General features: G+C 68.4%; 16 protein-coding genes. 3 read left to right on the plus strand and 13 right to left on the minus strand.

The features are described 5' to 3' along the window. Positions 1-2: 2 nt before the first annotated feature. Positions 3-536 (minus strand): helix-turn-helix domain-containing protein, encoded by a 534-nt coding sequence (locus tag OHB24_RS42705; protein WP_327636696.1) that lies wholly within the window; start codon positions 534-536, stop codon positions 3-5. Between the two features lie 99 nt (positions 537-635). Here OHB24_RS42705 and OHB24_RS42710 point away from each other — a divergent pair, with 99 nt between their 5' ends. The 3 genes from OHB24_RS42710 to OHB24_RS42720 are packed head-to-tail and all read left to right on the plus strand — an operon-like array spanning position 636 to position 7,475. Beyond that, positions 636-2,147, plus strand: a complete 1,512-nt coding sequence (locus tag OHB24_RS42710; protein WP_327636697.1) for a serine hydrolase domain-containing protein — start codon at positions 636-638, stop codon at positions 2,145-2,147. 43 nt (positions 2,148-2,190) lie between these two features. Beyond that, positions 2,191-3,555 (plus strand): lipase/acyltransferase domain-containing protein, encoded by a 1,365-nt coding sequence (locus OHB24_RS42715; protein WP_327636698.1) that lies wholly within the window; start codon positions 2,191-2,193, stop codon positions 3,553-3,555. After that, a complete protein-coding gene (locus OHB24_RS42720; RefSeq protein WP_327636699.1) occupies positions 3,552-7,475 on the plus strand; it encodes an nSTAND1 domain-containing NTPase in 3,924 nt (1,307 codons plus the stop codon). Before OHB24_RS42715 ends, OHB24_RS42720 begins: the two co-directional genes overlap by 4 nt. On the opposite strand, the gene OHB24_RS42725 is transcribed toward OHB24_RS42720, so the two are convergent. The 12 genes from OHB24_RS42725 to OHB24_RS42780 all read right to left on the minus strand — a co-directional run bounded on the left by OHB24_RS42725 (position 7,462) and on the right by OHB24_RS42780 (position 21,102). After that, a complete protein-coding gene (locus tag OHB24_RS42725) occupies positions 7,462-7,845 on the minus strand; it encodes a VOC family protein (RefSeq protein ID WP_327636701.1) in 384 nt (127 codons plus the stop codon). The genes OHB24_RS42720 and OHB24_RS42725 overlap by 14 nt on opposite strands. After that, on the minus strand, positions 7,842-8,450 hold the full coding sequence (locus OHB24_RS42730; RefSeq protein ID WP_327636702.1) for a maleylpyruvate isomerase family mycothiol-dependent enzyme: 609 nt from the start codon (positions 8,448-8,450) through the stop codon (positions 7,842-7,844). Before OHB24_RS42730 ends, OHB24_RS42725 begins: the two co-directional genes overlap by 4 nt. Before the next feature lie 57 nt (positions 8,451-8,507). Continuing rightward, positions 8,508-9,230: a hypothetical protein gene (locus OHB24_RS42735; RefSeq protein WP_327636703.1), complete on the minus strand. Its 723-nt coding sequence runs from the start codon at positions 9,228-9,230 to the stop codon at positions 8,508-8,510. Then, positions 9,214-11,373: a hypothetical protein gene (locus tag OHB24_RS42740; RefSeq protein ID WP_327636704.1), complete on the minus strand. Its 2,160-nt coding sequence runs from the start codon at positions 11,371-11,373 to the stop codon at positions 9,214-9,216. The genes OHB24_RS42735 and OHB24_RS42740 overlap by 17 nt, the downstream gene beginning before the upstream one ends. Before the next feature lie 44 nt (positions 11,374-11,417). After that, entirely contained in the window at positions 11,418-12,599 is a 1,182-nt protein-coding gene (locus tag OHB24_RS42745; RefSeq protein WP_327636705.1) for an RNA polymerase sigma factor, read from the minus strand. Further along, positions 12,596-12,925 carry a YciI family protein gene (locus OHB24_RS42750; protein ID WP_327636706.1) on the minus strand — a complete coding sequence of 110 codons (330 nt, stop codon included), beginning with the start codon at positions 12,923-12,925 and terminating at the stop codon, positions 12,596-12,598. Before OHB24_RS42750 ends, OHB24_RS42745 begins: the two co-directional genes overlap by 4 nt. 451 nt (positions 12,926-13,376) lie before the next feature. Next, positions 13,377-14,306, minus strand: a complete 930-nt coding sequence (locus tag OHB24_RS42755; RefSeq protein ID WP_327636707.1) for a DUF1177 domain-containing protein — start codon at positions 14,304-14,306, stop codon at positions 13,377-13,379. Between the two features lie 33 nt (positions 14,307-14,339). Continuing rightward, entirely contained in the window at positions 14,340-15,932 is a 1,593-nt protein-coding gene (locus OHB24_RS42760; RefSeq protein WP_327636708.1) for an OPT/YSL family transporter, read from the minus strand. Beyond that, complete coding sequence (locus tag OHB24_RS42765; RefSeq protein WP_327636709.1) at positions 15,929-16,597, minus strand: AroM family protein; 669 nt, start codon at positions 16,595-16,597, stop codon at positions 15,929-15,931. Before OHB24_RS42765 ends, OHB24_RS42760 begins: the two co-directional genes overlap by 4 nt. Continuing rightward, complete coding sequence (locus tag OHB24_RS42770; RefSeq protein WP_327636710.1) at positions 16,594-18,255, minus strand: ABC transporter ATP-binding protein; 1,662 nt, start codon at positions 18,253-18,255, stop codon at positions 16,594-16,596. Before OHB24_RS42770 ends, OHB24_RS42765 begins: the two co-directional genes overlap by 4 nt. Further along, complete coding sequence (locus OHB24_RS42775) at positions 18,248-19,531, minus strand: M20 family metallopeptidase (protein WP_327636711.1); 1,284 nt, start codon at positions 19,529-19,531, stop codon at positions 18,248-18,250. Before OHB24_RS42775 ends, OHB24_RS42770 begins: the two co-directional genes overlap by 8 nt. Continuing rightward, positions 19,528-21,102: an ABC transporter substrate-binding protein gene (locus tag OHB24_RS42780; RefSeq protein ID WP_327636712.1), complete on the minus strand. Its 1,575-nt coding sequence runs from the start codon at positions 21,100-21,102 to the stop codon at positions 19,528-19,530. The genes OHB24_RS42775 and OHB24_RS42780 overlap by 4 nt, the downstream gene beginning before the upstream one ends. Between the last annotated feature and the right edge of the window lie 12 nt (positions 21,103-21,114).

Below are 21,114 nucleotides of genomic sequence, written 5' to 3' on the forward strand. Positions count from 1 at the left end.
GATCAGCTGTCGGGCAACGAGAACATCGACAGCACGATGCGGTCCTTGCCCGGTGACTCGGCCAAGTAGGGCTCGACCAGCTCCGCGAAGCGTGACCGGAACGCAGCCATGTCCTCCGAGCTCAGGTAGAGGGCGAGCTGCGAGTAGCCCAGTTGGTGGATCCGCGGGTACAGGTCACCGCTCTCGACCACGCGGTCGAAGTCGGCGGCCAGCCGGGTCAGCATCATCAGGAACGCCTGCCGGTGCTGGTCCGGTGTCATCGCCCGCGCCTCGCGTTCGTCGATCCGGCCGACCTTGGTCTGGTCCAGGCTGAGCGTGCGCTCCGTCGTACCGCGGATCTTCCGCTCGCGGACCACGGTCAGGTAGCCGGCGTCGATCAGCGCGGCGACGTGCCGGTAGAGCGTCGTGGCGGGCACGTCGGGCAGGTCGCGTTTCAGGTCCGTGGTGGTCACCTCGCGGCCCAGCACCCGCTGCACGATGCGCCAGCGGATCGGGTGCAGCAGAACGTCCAGCACCGGGGTCGGCGACTCCTCCATCGGCTCTCCATCAGGGTTCTTTCAGGGTATCCATTGATACCAATGTTGGTAATAATAGCGGCATCGGAAGCATTCCCATTCGCCCGAGGAGACGTTGACGTGTCGCTCACCCGTCGTACCGTGCTCAAGTCCGCGGCCGCTGCCGTACCGGTCGCCGCATTGTCCACCCTGCCCGCCACGGCGACCGGCCTTCGAGAGCCGGCCTCGATCGGGCGGCTGGCCGAGAAGATCGAGGCCGGGATGGCGAAGTACGCGATCCCGGGAGTCGGTCTCGGCGTCTGGTACCGCGGCCGGGAGTACGTCCGCGGCTTCGGAGTCACCAGCGTGGACACCGGCGAACCGGTCTCCGGTGACACCGTGTTCCGGATCGGCTCGACCTCCAAGACGTTCACCGCGACCGCGATCATGCGGCTCGTCGAACGCGGCCGGATCAGCCTCGACCGGCCGGTCCGCGCGTACCTGCCGGACTTCGCGACACAGGACCCGTCGGTCGCGGCACGAGTCACCGTCCGGCAACTGCTGAACCACTCGCCCGGCTGGCAGGGCGACTACTTCGAGGACACGGGACAGGGTGACGAAGCGCTCGCGCAGTACGTCGCCGGTATGACGAAGGTCCCGCAGCTCACGCCGCTCGGGAAGGTGTTCTCGTACAACAACGCGGCCATCGGCGTAGCCGGGCGGATCATCGAGGTGGTGACCGGGAAGCCGTACGAGACCGCCACCCGCGAGCTGGTCGTCGATCCGCTCGGGCTCGCGCACAGCCGGTTCTTCCACAGTGAGCTCGACGGCTTCAGCGTCGCCGCGTCGCACAACATCGTCGACGGCAAGCCGGTCGTCGAGCCGTCGTTCGACGCGATGCCGCGGGCGCTGCACTCGATCGGCGGCCTGATGTCGAGCGCACGGGACCAGCTCCGGTACGCGCGGTACCACCTGGGACACCGGGAACTCCCCCAGCTGCTGAGCAACCGCAGCAGGCTCGCTATGCAGTCACACCCGGGTCCGGGCGGCACGCTGTTCGTCGAGCTGAACGGGGTGGGTGTGAGCTGGATGCTGCGCCCGACTGCTCAGGGCCCGACAGTGGTGCAGCACGGCGGGGACTGGTCGGGTCAGCACTCCGGCTTCCTGTTCGTACCGCAGCGGGACTTCGCCATCACCTTGCTCACCAACTCCGAGAGCGGGCCGTCGCTGGTGGCAGAGCTGTTCGCGGACGACTGGGCTTTGCAGGAGTTCGCCGGCGTCAGCAACCTGCGCGCCGTACCCCGTGAGCTGCCGCCTCAAAAGCTGGCGGCTTACGAAGGCACGTACGTGTCTCAGCAGATCGGTTTCGACGGTAAGCCGGAGGAGCTCGGTCTGGACCTCACCGCCGACAGCGGGGAACTGCTCGCCGGCGTGGGAGGACAGGCTGTGTTCAGGTTCGCCTTCTACCGCAAGGATTACGTGCTCGCACAGAACCCGGACGGCACACCCACCCACGTCCGCGCCAACTTCGTCCGCGGCACCGACGGACAGGTCGAATGGCTGCGGTACGGCGGCCGCCTGTTCCGCCGTCAATCAGCCACGAAGAAGGCGCTCAGGGCGGCCAAGCTTCGCCACCCCGCCACGGTCTGGTAATTCACCCGACCCGGATCAAGACTGAATCCGGGGGTGGGTTCGGATGGACGCAGTGGGGGCCGTGTCCCGGGATGCCGTCATCGTCATCCCGGGCATCATGGGGAGTTCGCTGGCAGACGTCGAGACGGGCGATGTCCTGTGGGGACTCGACGACGCGAGTTGGTGGGTCAGCGCGTGGACGACGGGGAGAGCGCTCAAACGATTGGCAGTCACGGAGGACGAACGGGCCGGCCGGACAGGCCGCGTCCGTGCCACCGGACTGTTGCGCTTCCCGGCGTTCGCGCCGGTGCTGCAGGGCTTCGAGCCGTACACGAAATTGCTGACCGGGATCGGACGGGTGCTCGCACATCCGGATGCGTTGTGCGAGTTCCCGTACGACTGGCGACTGTCCGTGGAACACAACGCGCATGAGCTCGAGCGCCTCGTCGACCGGCACCTGTCCCAGTGGCGGGCGCATCCGTCGGGCAGCGCCGACGCGAAGGTCGTCCTGGTCGCGCACTCGATGGGCGGCCTGGTCGCCCGGTACTTCAACCACGTGCTCGGCGGAGCATCCGAGGTCCGTACGACGGTCACGCTCGGCACGCCGTACTACGGCTCCGTGAAGTCGGCGTACATCCTGAGCTCGGGCGATGGCCTGCCGATTCCCCGCAAGCGGCTGCGCAAACTGGTCCAGCACATGCCCGGGCTGTACGACCTGCTGCCCTTCTATCGGTGCGTCGACGAGGGTGCGACCGCCCGGCGGCTCGAGCCCAGCGACCTCGCGGGTCTCGGCGGCGACCGGGAACTTGCCGACGAATCCCTTCTGCGGCACGACAAACTCATGGAAGGGGAGGCCGGCAGTCTGCGGCTGCTCGTCGGCGTCGAGCAGCCGACGATGCAGAGTCTGTCGATACGCGACGGCGTACTGACGCCGCTCATGCACACGTGCATGACTGATCCGGCCGGAGTGATCAGGGAGCGGCTGGATCTGCGCGGCGACGGCACGGTGTTCCGCCGGTCGGCCGCCGGGTTCGGGTTGTCGCCCGGAACACTCCCGCAGTCCCACGGCGCCGTTGCGGCGACCGAGGAAGCCATCTCGCACGTGCGCGACGTCCTGACCAACGACACCGCCGGTCCGCCGCTCGGCCCCGGCGAGATCGGGATCGACGTACCCGATGTGGTGTCGGTCGACGAGCCGCTCACGATCACGGTGTCCGGCGCGGACGCGACCGGTACGTCGTGCCGGGTCGTCGACGCCTTCAGCCGTTGGCAGGCCGCAGTGCCGCAGTTGCAGCGTCGCGACGGGGTGCTGACCGCATCGTTCGTCCTCAGGGACCCAGGCGTCTACCGGGTCGAGGTGAAAGGTGGCGGCGCATCGGCCGTCACCGAACAGGTCCTGGCGGTCCCACCCGAGGAGGCGGACCAGTGAGCGAGCCGGCATTCACCATCTACCCCATCCCGATCGCTGCCTACAACACCGCGGTACGACGGCCGTTCGAGTCGATCCCGGCCGAGGACGACGCCAAGGCGATCGCCGATCTGCTCACACCGTACGGCGGGGTCGTGCACCCTTGGACCGACGGCCGGCCGGACGCAGCCTGGGTGCAGCAGGAGCTGGGCGCCTGGGCGGATCGGGACGGGCCGCGGAGTTCTGTCCTGGTCTGGGTGGGCCATGGCGAGTCGGACACGGAGGATGCCTGGCTGGCGTCGTACAACAGCACGCAGCGCAAGAAGGGCACCGGCCATCACGCGCAGGAACTGGCGAAGCACCTGGCCGACGAATGGGCCGACCGGAGCGACGACCACGGGGCGTGGACGTTGGTCGTCATCGAGGCCTGCGGCGCCGAGCGGTTCGTCCAACTGCTCGCGACGGAGGTCCTGTCCACGACGAATCCGGCTGGGCGCTTCGCGCTGCTCGGTGGCGGCGGCACCGGATCGGGCTTCCTCAAGGCGGTGCCGAAGGCTCTGGACGAGGCGTTGAAGTCCTTCGCGCCCAACGACGAGGTGATCCGGGTCGACGACCTGGTCGGCCGGTTGGAGAACCGGCTGGCGTTCGGCCTGTCGATCCGGGTCGGGCTCGGCCAGGCCCGGCCGCTGACCCCGCCGCCGCGGCCACTCAGCGCCGGCGTCACCGCCACCCAGGACGTCTATCTCGAGCTGGAGGCGTTCCTTGCCGGTTTGTCGCAGGACCAGCGCAAGTTCTTCGTGCCCAAGGCGCAGGGGGCGGAGCTCGGTGAGCCGACCTGGTACTTCGAAGGGCGCAGCCGGGAGCATCAGGAGATCACCGAGTGGCTGCGCACGACCGACTCCGGGCTGCTCGCCGTCACCGGGCCGGCCGGCTCGGGCAAGTCCGCCGTCCTGGGCAACCTCGTCGTACACAGCAACCCGTCGCTGCGCGAGCTGCTGATCCGCACCCGCCGCGTCGAGCGGCTGGCCGCGCCGGAGCAACCGCCGGACGACGTCTTCAACGCCACGGTCCTGCTCACCGGTCTGACGACCGCCGAGGTGATCAACCGGCTGGCGGCCGACCTCCAAGGGGAGCCGGACGCCTCCACCACGATCGAAGGTCTGCGGACGGTGGTCGAGGACCGCACGGTCATGGTCGACGCGCTGGACGAGGCCCAGAATCCGCTGGAGGTGGCCGCCGTACTGCGGCAACTGTCCGAGGTCCCCGGCTGCCGGGTCGTCGTCGGCACCCGCCGTTCGACCAACGAAGGACCGGACCTGCTGGAACCGGACGACACCAACCTGCTCGACGCGCTCACACCGACCGCCACCGTGACGGTGGAACTCGATGCCGAAGCGGTGACGAGGTACGTCGAGCATCGGTTGACCTCGCTGCCGATCGACCCCGGAACCGCGGCCGCGGCGGCCCGGAGCGTCGGGGCGCACAACCGGCATTTCCTCTACGCCCGGCTGGCTGTGCACGAGATCCTCGCCCGGCCCGAATTGCTGACCGCTGACGCGCAGCCCGAGCTCGCAGAGTTGCTGGAAGAGGACCACCGCGGCCTGTTCGCGACCGCGGTGGACCGGCTGACAGTTGCCGATCGCAACTTCCGTCCGTTGCTGGAAGCCCTTGCCCATGCCCGCGGCCGGGGCCTGCCTCGGGCCGACGGCATCTGGGCCACAGCGGCTGGAGCGTTCACGGCGAGCCCACCCGGCGAGGCCGACCTCGACAACCTGCTGGTCGCGGCGGCGCCGTACGTGATGCTCGACGGGGAGCACGGGCAGAGCACCTACCGGCTCGCCCATCAGACGTTCGTGGAGCACTTTCACGTGCAGCCGTCGTACGCCGCCGGCCACCGGAGGATCGCGCGAGCGCTGGCGAAGCGGCAACGGTCGGCCCTGGACGGTTGGGCGGACGCGAACTTCTACGCGGTTCGCTACCTCGCCGAGCATCTGGTGGCCGATGCGGACCGGATCGCACCGGCGTCCGCGGCGGTCGTCGATCTGGTGACCGATGCCGGCTGGCTGACCCGCGCGGTCGACCTGCTGGGCGTCGACCAGACCGACGCGGTGATCACCGCGGCCAAGCTCGTGATGGAACAGGACGCGTCCCGCGACGACGTCGACGCGACCGTCCGGTGGATGACCACGTTCCAGCCCGTCGACGTGATGGAGCGGACCCTCCGCCGGAGCCGGACTGCTCTCACGCGCGACCGCACCCAGCTCCCGGGGCAGCTGCACGCCCGGTTGAAGGAGTACCCGGGCCCCTCGATGACGGGACTGGGCGATGCGGTCGGCCGCCTCGCGACCACGCCTTGGCTGCGGATGGTCGAGGGCAGCCTCGATTGGCGAGCGGATCTCGAGTCGACGTACGGCACGACCGGCAAGGTCCGTGGTCTCGGCTTCGGCCACGTCGACGACCTTCCCGTGGTCGCCATCGCGGTCGACACCCGGATCGAGTTGTGGGATCCGCGGACCGGCGTACCGGATGCCATGTCCATGATCTCGCTCGGCCACCGGGCGACCGCCGTCGCGATGTCCATCATCGACGGTCGCCCGGTCGTGGTGACCTCGGCCGGGTACGACCGGATCGTCGAGGTGTGGGACGCCCGCAGCAAGGAACGGATCGCCGCGGCGGACGTCGGCCTCGGTCACGCCATCGGGGTCGGCCGGGTCGACGGGCACCAGGTCATCGCCGGTATCGACATCGACGGCACGCTGAAGATGGTCGACGCCGTGACCTTGCGGCCGTTCCACCTTCCGCCGGCACTCGAGGCCCTCGACGTTCGCGGCTTCGGGGTCGAGGACGACGGCGCGCTGGTGCTCCTGGCCGTGCAGGATGAGCCGGACCCGGACCGCGCCCATCGCATTCTGCTGATCAACCCCGCTGACGGCCGCGAGGGCTGGCGGACCGATCCGATCCAGTTCGACAACGGAAGTCTGCAGGACGTCATGGCCGGCGCCCGGATCGGGGCACCGTTCGTGGTCGCCGCAGGGATCGGGAGAAGCCTGTTCTGGTTCACCGAAGGGCACAGGCACGTCGAGGAATCGCCGTACGACGAACGCACTCGGGCCATCGCGATCGGCCTGGTCGGCGGACATCCGATCGTCGCGGCGGCGCCCGACTACGACGACACCGCCCTGGTGCAGTTGCAGCAGCTCGAGTACGACGCGAATCGCGACGGTGTCACGCTCTCGCGGCTTCGCAGTACCTCGACAACGCAGTGGCGCTACGACCGATTCGTGCCGACGAAGGTCCCGGAGGAGCTTGGCAAAGAACAGGAGGGGCTCTCGCGGGACGAGGCTCGCCGTCGGTCGCTTGATCTGGATCGGCCGGAGGGTTGGCCGCAGTCGGTCGCGGCGGCCGGTGAGGTGGACGGCGTGCCGGTGATCGCGACCGGATCGGTCGACGGCGCCGTCTGGGTCTGGGACCGGCGGACCTTGGCTCGGGCAGGCGAGCGCCCGCGGGCGATCGCCGGACCGTTCGTCGAGCTGCCGTCGTACGTGCTCGAGCAGGGCTGGGACCTGCTGTACGTCAAGCCGAACCTGGAGCAGGCAACCTCTGTGGCCTTGGGCAACGTTCCTGGGTACGGCGCGATCGTCGCTGTGGCGTGCGGCGGGCGGGCGCGGATGTACACGATCGCGGACGGGAAGCGGATCGAGAACGCGGCGGATCGCGCCTCAGCGGTCCAGTGTGTGGCGATCGGATCGCTCAACGGGCGGACCGTGCTGGTTACCGGATCGACCGGCGGCAACGTCGCGGTGTGGGATCCGGGGGCCGGCACCCGGGTCGCCGGGCTGTACGTGGACGACCCGATCACGGACCTGACGGTCGATTCCAACCGCGTCATCCTCCGGACCGCCACCCACGGCGACTACGCGCTCGAGCTCAAGGAGCCGTGACCATCCAGAGATGCCCGTCGGGGTCGGTGAAAGTGGCCATGTAGGTCCACGGCTTGCGAGTCGGTGCCGTCACCTCTACCGCCCCGGCGGCGACCGCCTTGGCAGCCAGAGCGCTGACAGCCTCTTCGCTGTCGACCTCCACGCTGAGGATGCACTCGCTCCGCCCATAAGGCGCGGCCGGCTGATCGCCCAGCACCCAGCCGAAGCCTTCGGTCGGTATCAGCATCATCCTGACGTCGGCGGCGAGCTGGAACTGCAGGGGTTCGGGGATGCCGTCCTCGTCCGGTTCGCCGACCGGGGTCAGGCCGAGTGCCTCCTGGTAGAAGGCGTACGAGCGCGGCCGGTCCTCGATCGGGAGACAGATGATCATCGGGTCACTCCAGCGGTGAAGCGGTCGGCGTCGCGACCGGAGAGGTGGTTCGGTGGGAGGCTACGGCCGCTGAGGACCAGCAGGAGGTCCTGTGCCGCGCCGGTGAGCGGTGTGCCGGCGCCGTAGGTCCAGGTGAGGTCGGTTGCCTGCAGTTGTACGTCGGTCAGGTCGACGCCGAAGTACTTGGCGTGGCGTGGCCTCATCGCGTCGAAGACGATCCGCAGCCGCTCGGACGGCACCTGCCGGTCGATGCCCAGTGCAACGGTCACGTCGAGGCCGTGGATCACGTCGTGCGACAGCGCGCCCTCGAACCCGCCACCGGGCGGTTTCCACGGGTGGTTGATGTTCTGCCGCAGACACTCGACCAGCTGCGCCGACGTCAGCTCCACCGCATCCTGCCGCGCCTGCCGGTCGGCGTACCGGTTGAAGCTGCCTCCCGCCCGGACCATCCCGGCCAGGAACCGCGGCACCGAGATCCGATACGGCATGGTGATGTGCGAGACCACCTCCCGCACCCGCCACCCGGCGCACAGCGTCGGCCTGTCCCAGTCGTCTACCGACAGCCCGGCCAGCAGCTCAGCCAGCTCGGACCGCTCTCCCGCCACAGCACTCCTGATGTCCGTCATACCCGACCGACGAACGGGTTCGGCCGGGACAGACACTCAGTCCGACAGATATTCGGACGGTTTCACGAGTGGGATGCCGTCCGGGCGCTGGCAGGCGTCGAGGAGCGCGGTGAACTCGGCGTCGACGGGCGTCCTGCCTTCGCACGCCGTGAAGTAGTCGGTCAGGAACCGCACCAACAGTTCCGGGCCGAGCCGCTGATCGGGGCACACTTCGGGGGCGGCATAGAACACCATCAGCAGCAGGTTGCGGACGCGGTCCGCTCCCGCGGTCAGGGCAGGCTGCACGTACGGGATCGGCAGGATCAGTCCGCCAAGGCCGTCGTACAACCGCATCCTCAAGTCTGCGTCGCCGTACCCGGCGGAGTCGCTGGCGACGTGGCGGCGCGGGTCCTCGACCTCCGCGACGGCCAGCGCCGGCCGGTAGCGGGCGATCCAGCGCGGTACGGCGTCGCTCGCCAGTCCGGTGCCGACGCCGCGATCACGGAGCTCCGAAAGGACAGCCAGGTAGGACAGCAGCAGGACGCGGGACGCCGGGTAGGTGTCCGCGATGATGGCCGCCACGACCCGCCCGGCCGGGTCGACCGCCGCGCGGCAGCAGACTCCACTGTCCTCCTTGGCGAGCCGCGGCAGCAGCTTGTCGCGCGGCATCAGCTCGTCGACGGGAAAGCTCGGGCCGAGCACCTCGTCGTACAGCCGCCCGAGCTGCTCCGGCTTCAGCTGCCAGGAGTCCACGAACTCCAGGTCAGGAATCGCCGCCATGTCTGCCTCCAGGGCGTCCCAGCAGCGCGAACGCAACAGCGATCGCGACCGCAGCCAGCAAGACGAACCCGAGCTCGACCGAGGCCCAGCCGACGGACACCCGTTCCGCGACAGGCGCCTTGACGAACTGGTTGATCGCGTCGAACAGCCCGACCAGCGACAACGCCGCCAGCAACCCCAGAATCACCTGGATACTCCGCTGGTACTTACTGGTCGCGACTTCCTCCGCCCGCGCCTTCTGATCCTCGACCACGCTCACATGCGCAGCGACGAGTTCGTAGAGTGCCTCGACCTCACGGATCTCGGCCTCGAGTTCGTCCTCGTACCGGAGCAGGCCTGCCGCCTCGTACAACCTGTCGACCAGCCGACGGTGCACCGCCGGCCGGCACAACGCGTTGCTGTGCAACTGATCGAGGCAGTACCGGACATCGGCCACGTGGCCGGCCAGTTTGAGGCGGTCGGCCTCTACCTGCCCGCGCCTGGTCTCCTCCATGCGTCCGGGCGTCAACGACGCGGCCAGCGCGTCCTTGGTCGCTCGCAGTTCACGGCGCCACCGCTTCAGGAGTGGGGGAAGCGAGGCAACGAACTCGACCTTCTCCTCCTGGCCGAGATAGACCCAGCTCGGACTGCCCGGCAGCACGACCAGTGTCGTGTTGTCGGTCCTGGCGACGAGGTCGGTGTCGTACCCGGCGTCCCCGATCAGGTTGCGCACCGTCTCCGGCATCGGCCGACGGGTCCATTCCTCCAGCGCGGTCGCGTAACCGGTGACCGGATTCAGCAGCAACTGTCCGGCCGTGTCGACGATGTCCTGACCGGTCGCTTCGCGCACGTGACCGTCCGCGCCGCCGATCTGCGCCTTGCGGATCTCCAGTACGACGTTGAAGTCGTTGCCGAAGTCCGCGTGCCACTCGCCCGGGTCCACGCTGTCGACCTGCTCGGCCAGGTCCTTGTGGACCTCGTCCGCGAACTCGTGCAGACGCTGCCACGATTCGGTCCCACCGCCGTCGAGCCAGGCGACCTGTTCGTCGCCCATCGAGTGCGAGGCCCGCCGCAGGCCTTGGTAGATCTCGTGCAGTCCGAGCTCGTCGCCGTCGTTGCCGTACTCGATCCTGATGTAGTGATTGCCGAACTTGCTCAGCCGGAGCTCGACGGTATGGCGAAGATCGATGCCGGCTGTCGTGCGGACGTTGATCGGCGGCAAGGTCAGCACCCGGCCCTGATAGATGTCGCTGTTCCAGATGTCGGACAGATGCAGCTTCTCGTCGAGTTGGTCCCGCGCACCTGCCAGGGCGTGCGCTTTCGCGAGGTCCTCCCAGCTGATCCGCGCGGGGGTGGCGAACGGATAGCAGTAGACCAAGCGCGCTTCGCTGATCGTCAGCTCCGGCACCCCCGGTCCAGGCGTGTGCTCGGTCAGGCTCTGCAACGCGTACCGGTGCGCTCGCAGCTCTGACGCGTAGACGTCATCAGCCAGCAGCGGGCTGGACTCCGCCTTCTCGAGCCGCGTCATGCACGCTTCGAGCTCGTCGACGGCGGCAGGTCCTTCGAGGATCCAGCCCAGTACGCCGTGGGCGACCGCCGCAATCGCGTCGTACGTCACGAAGTGTTTCTCGACGATCTCGGAGAGGAACTTCACGAAGCTCTCGGCACCTGGTTGATCAAGGCCCCGAATCGCTCGAAGGACCTCGGCGTTGGCCTCCGAGACCGCGGCGGCGTGGACCTCCAGCGCCACCGGGCAGGAGCAGTTGATCGCTCCCTCGGCGTTCATGCAGTCCGGCAGGGATGCGGCGTGCTTCAGGAACAGGTCGGTGGCCTGGTCCTCCCAGCCGAGCGGCCGGTCGCACAGGTCCCATCCGGTACGGGCGCTCTCGATCGTCGCCCTGATTCCCTCGTAGTTGCCCGTCCGCTCCCACGCCGCCTGACACCGCGCGTAGAGATACGCAGCCAGTACGAGCGTCGCTCCGGGTTGCCGACCCGCCGCTGTCCAGGCCTGCTCGAACTCTGCGGAACTGTTGCCGGCCTTGGCCAGCGCGTGATCGACGACCTCCCGCAGCGCACCGTTGCTCTCGAGTGTCGTGGTCAGTGCTGTCAGCTCGCGCCGGCTGAACTCACCGCCGATCGCGGCCCAATCGGTCTCCCCCACCATTGCGCCCCCTCCCCCACTTTCCACAGTACGCGCGGGAGGGCATTTCAAATGAGCGAATCAGCCAGCCGCCTTTCCAGGTAGCGGCGTTCGGCGTCCGTTGTGGCCAGGGTCAGGGCCTCGCGGTAGGCGGTGGCGGCGTCGGCACGGCGGTTCAGGCGGCGGAGGAAGTCGGCTCGGGTGGCTGGGAGGAGGTGGTAGCCGAGCAAGGGGCCGGCGGCCAGCTCTTCTACCAGGCGTAGGCCGACAGCTGGGCCGTCTGCCATGCCGATCGCCACCGCGCGGTTGAGAGCGACTACGGGAGTCTGCGGGAGCTGGGCGTACAGGGCGGCGATCTGCGGCCAGTCGGTGTCGGCTGCGGTCCGGGCGGTGGCGTGGCAGGCCGCAATCGCGGCCTGGACCTGGTACGGGCCGGGCTCGCCGCGGCGCAGTGCGGAGTCCAGGAGGTCCACGCCTTCAGTGATACGTGTGTTGTCCCATTGGGTGCGGTCCTGCTCGTCCAGCGTGACCAGTGCGCCGTCCGGTGCCAGGCGGGTGTCACGGCGCGCATCGTGCAGCAGCATCAGTGCGAGCAGTCCCGCGGCCTCAGGTTCGTCGGGCATGAGCTGGACGAGCAGTCTGGCCAGTCTGATCGCTTCACCGCTGAGGTTGCTCCGGACAACGTCGGAGTACCCCTCGTTGAAGAGGAGGTACAGGACAGCCAGTACGGCGGGTGTCCGCTCCGGCAGGAGGTGTGCGGGTGGGACGCGGTACGGGATGCCGGCGTGCTGGATCTTCTGCTTCGCGCGGGTCAGCCGTTTCGACATGGTCGTCTCCGGCACCAGGAACGCCCTCGCGATCTCCGTCGTACTCAGACCGGCCAGTGTCCGCAGGGTCAACGCCACCCGTGCCTCCATCGCCAGTGCGGGATGGCAGCAGGTGAACATCAACCGCAGGCGGTCGTCCGGTACGTCGTACGGCGGCTCTGAGTCATGCGTCATCGCAGCCACCTCCTGCAGCTTCTGTGCACCCACTGCCTCGCGGCGCAGCCAGTCGATCGCACGGTTGCGTGCGGTCGTGGTGAGCCACGCACCAGGCCGATCCGGTACGCCGTCCTTCGGCCACCGCTCCAGGGCCGCGGCGAACGCCTCCTGCGCGCACTCCTCCGCCAGCTCCCAGTTGCCGGTGAGCCGGATGAGAGTGGCGACCACCTGGCCCCACTCCTGCCGGTAGATCTCCTCGAACGTCACACCGGCGGTTCGAACACTGGCCGGATCTCGATCGTGCCGTAGCCGGCCGCAGGGTGCTTCGACGCGATCTCGATCGCCTCGTCCAGGTCGGCGCAGTCGATCAGGGTGAACCCGCCGATCTGCTCCTTCGTCTCCGCGAACGGCCCGTCCGTCAGCAGCAGCTCCCCCTCCCGCACCCGCACCGTGGTGGCCTCGTCCGGCGGCCGCAACCCGGCGCCACCGACGATGACCCCACGAGCCTCCATCTCCTCCGACCAGCCGCCGCACCCGTCGTTGGCGTGCGCAGCGGCCGACTCGTCGCCACAGATCATCAGCAAGTACTTCACGGTCCTCCTCCAGAGTGCCTACACCCCACCGACGAACGGTTCGAGCGAGAACAGACACCCCTACCGTAGAAGACTCAGCCCACGTCCTGGATCAGCACGAACCCGGCGAGGGTGAGGTAGCCAGAGAGCGGAACGCGAGAAACTGTCTGCCATGCATAGGCGCGTTGACGTCGCTCAAGCAGTACGAGCGCTCCCTGACCGGCGCCGTCGGATGAACAGCGAGAGTTGCTTGCCGAAGCGCCTCGCGACGCTGACCGGTTGGCTCTACTGGTGAGGCGTTGAATCCGATCGCGTCAGCCCGGGTGCACAACCTGACCTGGGGAGGATCTTGTGCCGAATCGGGCACAAAATCCTCCCCAGCTCGGGCAGTAGTACTAGCAGACCCGCAGATACAGAGTGAGTCAGCCAGGCACCCAGCCACTCTGTTCTGAATAACTCTCTGAATAGCTGCTCAGCCCATGCCCTGGAGGTGGTGCATGGTGCCGTAGCGGGCGGTGAGGCGGGTGAAGTCGGCCTCGTCGTAGAAGGAGACGGTGCCGTCGCCGTACGTCTTGGCGGTTTCGATGCAGAAGCGGGCGGCCGACTCGACGCTGGTGAGGTCGGTGGCGCCGGTGCCGCATCCGGGTACGGCGGTCTCGGTGGTGATCGCGACGCCGACCACCGGCGCGGACGTCGCCGTACAGGGCTGGAGGATCGAGTTGATGTGGTAGACGTCGTTCCCGTACGGCGTGATGTCCTGCATCGTGAGCGGCAGTACGACGGGCAGCCGACCGGACACCTGCGACGCCAGGTCGAGCAGGTCCTCGCTGACGCGCAGGATCCAGCCTTCCTTGACCGTCGGCGAGATCGCGAAGCCCTGGTGGTTGACGACCCGGTTGCCCTTGGTGGTGTCGACCGACAGGATCGCCTCCATCGCGTCCTCGACCTCGTGCCGGTTCATCGCGTCGACGTCGACCGGCGAGTCCATGAACGGCACCGGGTCGTGCGGGCGGGTCGGGGCGTCCGGGCAGACATGCGTCGCGACAATGACGTCGCCCGGCAACTGGTCGCCACGCTGCCGCATCGTGCCCAGCTTGCCGGCCACCGCGAGCGCGACCAGCGCGCCGTCGCCGTCGGAGACGAACCCGATCCGCTCCGGCCGGGCGCCCAGTCCACCGAGCCGCCCGATGATCCCGAGCGTCGGTGCGTCGCCGCCGGCGATCCGGCCCCGGCTTCCCGGGATGACCGCCCGGACGAAGTCGGTGCTGCCCTTGTCACCCTTCACTGCCGTCACGCTGACGTCGTCGACACCGTGCGCCCGCAACCAGTCGGCCACCGCCGCACCGGAAGCAGCCGCGTCGTCGAGAATGTCGTACAGGTCGAGTACTTCACGCCATGCCATATCTGGAAACTCCTTGAGGAAAGAAAGAGGGGACTAGAACTTGGTTTTCACGAGGCTGTTGCCGAAGCCCCACAACGCGTCGCCGGCGATGAAGCCGGCCGCGGCGATGGTCATCTGCGACTCCGCCTCGGGGCCCTTCCAGCGGCGGTACGCGACGCGCAGCACGATCCCGGCGAGCACCGTCCATCCGGCGATCGGATTGACGATCAGCGTGCCGGTGGCGAGCAGGATGCCCATCTGGCGTTTCGCGCCGCCGACCGCCTGGATGATCGCGCCGGGCACGGCCCAGAGCAGCAACTTGCCGATCAGTCCTTCGTCGGCGCCCGCCTGGATGGTCTTGGCGTACACCTGCACGATCGGCGGGAACAGGTCGCGGTCGAAGTACACGTGGTAGGTCAGCGCGACGACCACGCCCGCGACCGCCATCCCGATGAGGCCCGCGAACAACTGCTGTCGCCGCCCCGCCAACTCGAACGCCGGGTCGCTCCCCCGGCCGCGCAGCAGCCAGCCCGCCTTGAAGTCGTACCCGGCGTCCGCGAACGCCGGCCCACCGGCCGCGATGAACCCGACCAGCAGCGCGAGCGCGATCGGCGGGAAGCCGAGCAGCATGCCGATGGTGAGGAAGATCAGCGAGGTCGCGAACGACGGGAACCAGCCGGAGTGCATTGCCGACAATCCGACGATGAACTCCGCGATGATGCACGACACCGCGGCGTACAGCACCCAGAGCACGAGCTCGCCGACTCCCAGGTCGCCGATCAGTCCGCCGGTGATCGCCAGCAGGATCGCCGCTCCGACGTACAGGACGAAGCCCTTGCCGAGACCGCGGCCTGCGGTGGAGTCGTCGCGGGTGTACGTCGTACGTTCCGCCACTGGCTCCGGCGTACTCCGACCGCGGAAGACGACCACGAGGGCCTGGATCAACGCGACCAGACCGGCGCCGACCATCAGCCCGTGCGGGATGTAGTGCGCCGCGATGTCCACCCCGAACAGGTCCGTGCTGTAGCCCCGTGCCAACAGCCCGACCCCGAACATGGTGAGCGCGACGACGTTCCCGATGAACGCGACGCCGAACGCCGACATCGGTACGCCGAGCCAGGACCCGAGCAGGCCGACCGCCGTACCGGCGCCCAGCAGCGCGGCCCGTTTGCCGCCTTCGTCACCGGCCTTGATCGCCTCGGCCGCGGCGACTCCTGGCGGCCAGGCACCCGATCCCGGGAAGACCTTCGAGTCGAAGAGCCAGTACAGCATCACGAAGTCGATCAGCATCGCCAGTCCGGCGCCGATCAGCATCGGCCAGACCAGCCCGGGCCGCCCGAGGACGACCGGGATCGCGATCGGCAGCAGCAACGAGTTCGCGGCAGCGAAGGTCGCGGTGGAGATCGTCGACTGAACCAGGTTCTGCCGGTGCACAGACCGGAACGGCCGCAGTACGGCGAGTGGCACCCGGCTGAGCGCGACCGCGACCAGGACACCGATCAGGGCGGTGTTCGGCGTGACGCCGAGCGTGGTGATGATCTGCAGACCGATGACCGAGCCGACGGCCGCACAGATAACTAGCAGCGCTAGCGTCGCGGGCTCGAACGCCCGCGGGTGCTTGGTCTGCGGCTTCGTAGGAGTGGTCATGTCAGCTCCGCGGTGAGACGTGCAACGACCGATCGGGACAGGACCACCGGAAGCCCTGACGCGGTCGCGGCTGCTTGACGATGCTCCTGCGTGTACCCCATACAGTCGAGCACCAGCAGCTGCGCGCCCTCCGCGGCCAACGACCGGGCAGCGTCCTCCAACTCGGTCAGACCAGGCTGGTACGGCGTCGCCCACGCAACCTTGATCTTCTGCTCCAAGTGCTCGAACTTCTCGTACGACTGCTGCTCCTGCTCCTCCAGCGGGCACACCACCCCGACCAGCGCGTCACCCGCCAGCGCGGACAGGCCCGCCGTCAGCAATGGACCCGCGAGCAGCAACGGACGGCTGTGGCGGAACGGCGGGAAGTCGCCGGTGCAGACGATCAGTACGACGTCCGCTCCTCCCGACTCCAGGATGTCGATCGCGTTCTGCAGCCGGGGCAGAATCCCGGCCCGGCCGATCACCACCGACGAGCCGTCGCGCAGCCGGGTGGTCAGCGTCTCGTCACCCGGCTCCGGAGCCAGCGCCTCCAGATCGGCGGCCGACAGTCCGTCCAGAGCACCGCGTTCGCGGACCTCGACCGAAGACGGCAACCACTGCAGCATCTCTGGAACCATGTCGCTACGCGGCGACTGCCCGATGGTCACAATGCCCAAAACGGTCATGCGACGGCCTCCTTCGTACCGGCTTCGACGAGTTCGCGGCGCTGGGCGCGATCGAGGCGCGCCCGTGGATCGGGCGACGGCACCGCGGCCAGCAACGCCTTGGTGTACGGGTGTTTCGGCGCGGCGAAGACCTCGTCGACCGTGCCGTGCTCGACGACCTTGCCGCGGCTCATCACGAGTACGTCGTCGGCGATCAACCGCACCACCGACAGGTCGTGCGAGATGAAGACGTAGGCCAGCCCGAGCCGATCCTGCAGGTCCTTGAGTAGCTCGAGCACCTGCGCCTGAACCGACACGTCGAGCGCGGACACCGGCTCGTCGCAGACCACGAGCGACGGGTTGAGCAGCAACGCCCGGGCGATGCCGATCCGCTGCCGCTGGCCACCGGAGAACTCGTGCGGGAACCGCTCGAGGTGCTCGGCCTCCAGCCCGACGAGCTCCATCACCTCGACCAGGCGCTCGCGGATCCCGGTTACCTCGAGGTCGGTATGCAACCGGAGCGGCTCCGCCAGCGTGCGTTCGATCGTCCACCGCGGATCGAGCGACGCATACGTGTCCTGGAAGACGATCTGCATCCGGGCCCGCATCGCCCGCAGCTCCTGCGCGGACAGCCCGAGCAGGTCGACGCCGTCGAACGTCACCGCCCCGGACGTCGGCTCGTGCAACCGGAGCAACGCCCGGCCGGTCGTCGACTTCCCCGACCCGGACTCCCCCACGATCGCCAGCGTCCGGCCCGGCGCAACACTGAAGCTCACCCCATCAACGGCGGTCACAGGCTCGGTACGACGCCTGCCGGGGAACACCTTGACGAGATCGGACACCTCCAGCAGCGGTGCCTCGTCCGTCGGCCGGGGCTCCCGCGTCCGCGGCCGGCTCGACGGCAGGAAGCTCAGCAATCGCTTCGTGTAGTCCGCCTGCGGTGCCTCGAAGATCTGCTCGACCGGTGCGGTCTCCTGCACCTGGCCGTTGTGCATCACCGTGACCTCGTCACAGGTCTGCGCGACCACTCCCAGATCGTGGGTGATCAGCAACACCGACGTACCGTGCTTCTGCTGCAGATCCATCACGAGTTCGAGGATCTGCAACTGGGTGGTGACGTCGAGCGCGGTCGTCGGCTCGTCCGCGATCAGCAGCTTCGGCTCGCACGACATCGCCATCGCGATCATCACGCGCTGCCGCATCCCGCCCGACAGCTGGTGCGGGTAGTCCCGCAGTACCCGGGCGGTATCGCGGATGCCGACCATGTCGAGCAGCTCGGCCGCACGGTCCGCGGCCTGCCGGCGGGACAGCCCGAGGTGCACGCGCAGCGGCTCGGCGACCTGGTCGGCGATGGTCAGCACCGGGTTGAGCGCGGTCATCGGCTCCTGGAAGATCGTCGCGATCTCCTTGCCCCGCACGGCCCGCAGCGACCGGTCCGACAGGTTGGTGAGGTCCCGTCCGTCGAACTCGATCCGCCCACCGGCCACGTGCACCGACCGCCGCGGCAGCAGCCGCGTGATCGTCATCGCGGTCACGCTCTTACCGCTCCCGGACTCCCCCACCAGCCCGAGCATCTTCCCGCGAGGGATGCGCAGGCTGACCTCGCGGACCGGCGTGATCGGTCCGCGCGAGGTATCGATCCGTACCGTCAGATTGTCGACGGTCAACAAATCACTCATCGGCCACGCCCAGATAGCGCAGTGTGGTCAGCGCGTACGTCTTCGCCGCCAGTACGACGTCCGCCACCGGAGCGCGCTCGTCGAACCCGTGGATTGTCGACAACTCGGCCGGGCCGTACTGCAGCACCGGGATGCCGTGGCTGCGGAACGTCCGCGCATCGGACGACGCCCACTGCAGCACGCCCTCCGCCGGCTCACCCGTGAGCTCGCGCAGTGCACTGACCAGCTCGACCACGATCGGGTCGTCGGGCAGAGTCCAGTTCGGCTCGCTGCGGAACCCGAGCGGCTCCACAGTCGCCTCGACACCGGCCTCCGCCAAGAGCTCGTCCACCCGCTGCAGGACCTGTGCGCGGCTCAGACCGATCGGAACCCGGGTGTCGATCTCGACGACGCACTTGTCCGCGACGACGTTGGTCGCCGACCCGCCGGTGATCTTCCCGACGTTGATCGTCACATGGTCGAACACCGCGCCGATCCCCGCCGCGTATCCTTCCCGCTCCTCGGCGAACACCTGCGACCGCGCGATCAGCTCCCGTACGTCGGCCGGCGCGTCCGGGACCATCTCCCACAGCGACTGCAACGCGAGAATCGCCTTCGCTGCTTGGAGATTCGCGTTGGTCCCGTGCAACGGCTGCAGGCTTCCGTGGCCGGGCCGGCCGGATACCGTCAGCCGGAACCAGTTGCTGCCCTTCTGCCCGATCGTCGGGTGCGTCCGCTCGGCCGGCTCCGCGATCACGGCACCGGTCGCGCCGTCCAGCACGCCCTGGTCGAGCAGCCAGTCCGCGCCGAGCGGACCACCCGCTTCCTCGTCCGGCACCGCGGCGAGCGACAAGCGTCCACCGAGCGGTACGCCGAGCCGGTGCATCACGACGTACGCGTGGATGATCCCGGCGAGACCGGCCTTCATGTCGCTCGCGCCGCGGCCGCGCAGGTACCCGTCGACCACGTCACCGGCGAACGGCGGGAAGCTCCAGCGGCTCACGTCACCGACCGGTACGACGTCCGAGTGGCCGGCCAGCACGAGATGACGATCACCCCCCGCACCTTGATTGGACGCTGCACCCTGGTGCGAGACGACGTTCAGGCGGCCCTGGCCGGCGTCGAGGATCTCCACCTCGACGCCCGCCTTCCGCAGTACGGCGGCGATGAACTCACCGACCTCGGTGCAGTCCCCCGGCGGGTTCTCGCTCGAGATCCGGATCAGATCACCGGCCAGCTCGATCAGCTCGTCCGCGGTCCGCTCGATCTCCGCGAGGACGGTCTCCTCCCAGCTCACTTCGTCACGCTCAGCTGGAAGAAGCGGACGATGCCGTCGGGGTACGACGTGTAGCCGTCGAGGCCGGCGCGGTGCGCGACCACGATGTTGTACTCGTACAGGTACGCCCACGGCGCCTTGACGTTGATCTCCTGCTGCGCGGCGCCGTACAGCTTGTTGCGCTTGGCAAGGTCCGGCTCGGTCGCCGCCTGCTGCCAGGCCTTGTCCACCACCGGGTCGGAGAAGTTGGCGTAGTTGCTCGAGCCCTGGCTGGTGAGCAGCAGGCCGAGGTGGTAGCCGGGGTCGTTGACGAACGACGTCCAGCGGGTGATGTACGCCTGCACCTTCTTGGTCTCCAGCGCCTCCAGGAACTGCGGCCGCGCCATCTTCTTGATGTTCATCTTCACGCCGATCTTGGCCAGCTCGGCCTGGATCAGCACCGCGTCGTCGTTCCAGTCGTCGAAGCCGGACCCGAGCGTGAAGTCGAAGCTGAAGCCTTGCGGCAGACCGGCCTGGGCGAGCAGCGCGCGGGCCTTGTCCAGGTCGTGGGTGTAGGTGTAGCCGGCGTCGCTGAAGCCCGGCGTGGAGCTCGCCACCGACGACTTCATCGGGGACGCCTGGCCCTTCATCACGTCGTTCAGCAGCTTGTCGTACGGGATCGCGTACGACACCGCCTGCCGCACCCGCGGGTCGTCGAACGGCTTGATCTTGTTGTTCATCGCGAAGAACAGGATCTTGTTGCCGGCCCGCGAGTCGATCATCACGCCGTCGGCGGCCTTCAGCGACTGCACGTCCTTCGGCGGAACCTCGAGCGCGAGGCCGACCTCGCCCTTCTTGAGCAGCTGGACCCGGTTCGAGGCCTCGGCGATGAACTTCACGTTCACCTGGCCCAGCTTGGGCTTGTCACCCCAGTACGAGTCGTTGCGGGCCATCGCCGCCTCGGTCGACGGGTCCCACTTGGTGATCTTGTACGGGCCTGAGCCGGCCGTGTTCGTGGCCAGCCACTTGGCGCCACCGTTCTGCGCCACCTTGTCCATGTCGATGATCGAGAACGAGTACATCGGCAGGATCTGCAGGAACAGGTGGTTCGGCGCGGTCAGGTCGATCTTCACATTCTGCTCGTCGACCTTGGTGACCTTCGCGATCCCGGCCATCTTGTAGAGGAAGCTCGCCGAGCTGGACGCCTTGATGTGGTCGAACGACTTCACCACCGCGTCCGCCGTGACCGGCGCCCCGTCCTGGAACTTGGCGTCCGCCCGCAGCTTGAAGGTGTACGACGTGTTGTTCGCACTCGCCTTCCAGGACTCGGCCAGCATCGGCACGATCTGGTCGGTCTTCGCCTTCGGCTTCCCGCCGTCCTCGGTCCGGGCGTAGGTGACGAGCTGGTCGTACGCCGCCACGACGAAGGTGTCCGAGGTGACGTCGTTCGCCTCGGCCGGGTCGAGCGTCTTGCCGCCTTCGGAGTACGCCGCGACCAAGGTGTCGCCGGCGTCCTCCTTCGCGCTGCTGTTGCTGTTGCTGTTCGCGTTCGCGGCACAGCCGGAAACCGCGAGGGCCGTCGCCGCGGCGAGGGCGAGAACTGTCCGCTTCATGCGGGGTCTCCT

The sequence above is a fragment of the Kribbella sp. NBC_00482 genome (assembly GCF_036013725.1).
Taxonomy (GTDB): domain Bacteria; phylum Actinomycetota; class Actinomycetes; order Propionibacteriales; family Kribbellaceae; genus Kribbella.

Bases quoted from the DNA above. Each gene is read 5' to 3' on its own strand.
- OHB24_RS42740 (WP_327636704.1), bottom strand. From the start codon at position 11,373: ATGGTGGGGGAGACCGATTGGGCCGCGATCGGCGGTGAGTTCAGCCGG.
- OHB24_RS42780 (WP_327636712.1), bottom strand. From the start codon at position 21,102: ATGAAGCGGACAGTTCTCGCCCTCGCCGCGGCGACGGCCCTCGCGGTT.
- OHB24_RS42765 (WP_327636709.1), bottom strand. From the start codon at position 16,597: ATGACCGTTTTGGGCATTGTGACCATCGGGCAGTCGCCGCGTAGCGAC.
- OHB24_RS42715 (WP_327636698.1), top strand. From the start codon at position 2,191: ATGGACGCAGTGGGGGCCGTGTCCCGGGATGCCGTCATCGTCATCCCG.
- OHB24_RS42735 (WP_327636703.1), bottom strand. From the start codon at position 9,230: ATGGCGGCGATTCCTGACCTGGAGTTCGTGGACTCCTGGCAGCTGAAG.
- OHB24_RS42760 (WP_327636708.1), bottom strand. From the start codon at position 15,932: ATGACCACTCCTACGAAGCCGCAGACCAAGCACCCGCGGGCGTTCGAG.
- OHB24_RS42725 (WP_327636701.1), bottom strand. From the start codon at position 7,845: ATGATCATCTGTCTCCCGATCGAGGACCGGCCGCGCTCGTACGCCTTC.
- OHB24_RS42755 (WP_327636707.1), bottom strand. From the start codon at position 14,306: ATGGCATGGCGTGAAGTACTCGACCTGTACGACATTCTCGACGACGCG.
- OHB24_RS42770 (WP_327636710.1), bottom strand. From the start codon at position 18,255: ATGAGTGATTTGTTGACCGTCGACAATCTGACGGTACGGATCGATACC.
- OHB24_RS42705 (WP_327636696.1), bottom strand. From the start codon at position 536: ATGGAGGAGTCGCCGACCCCGGTGCTGGACGTTCTGCTGCACCCGATC.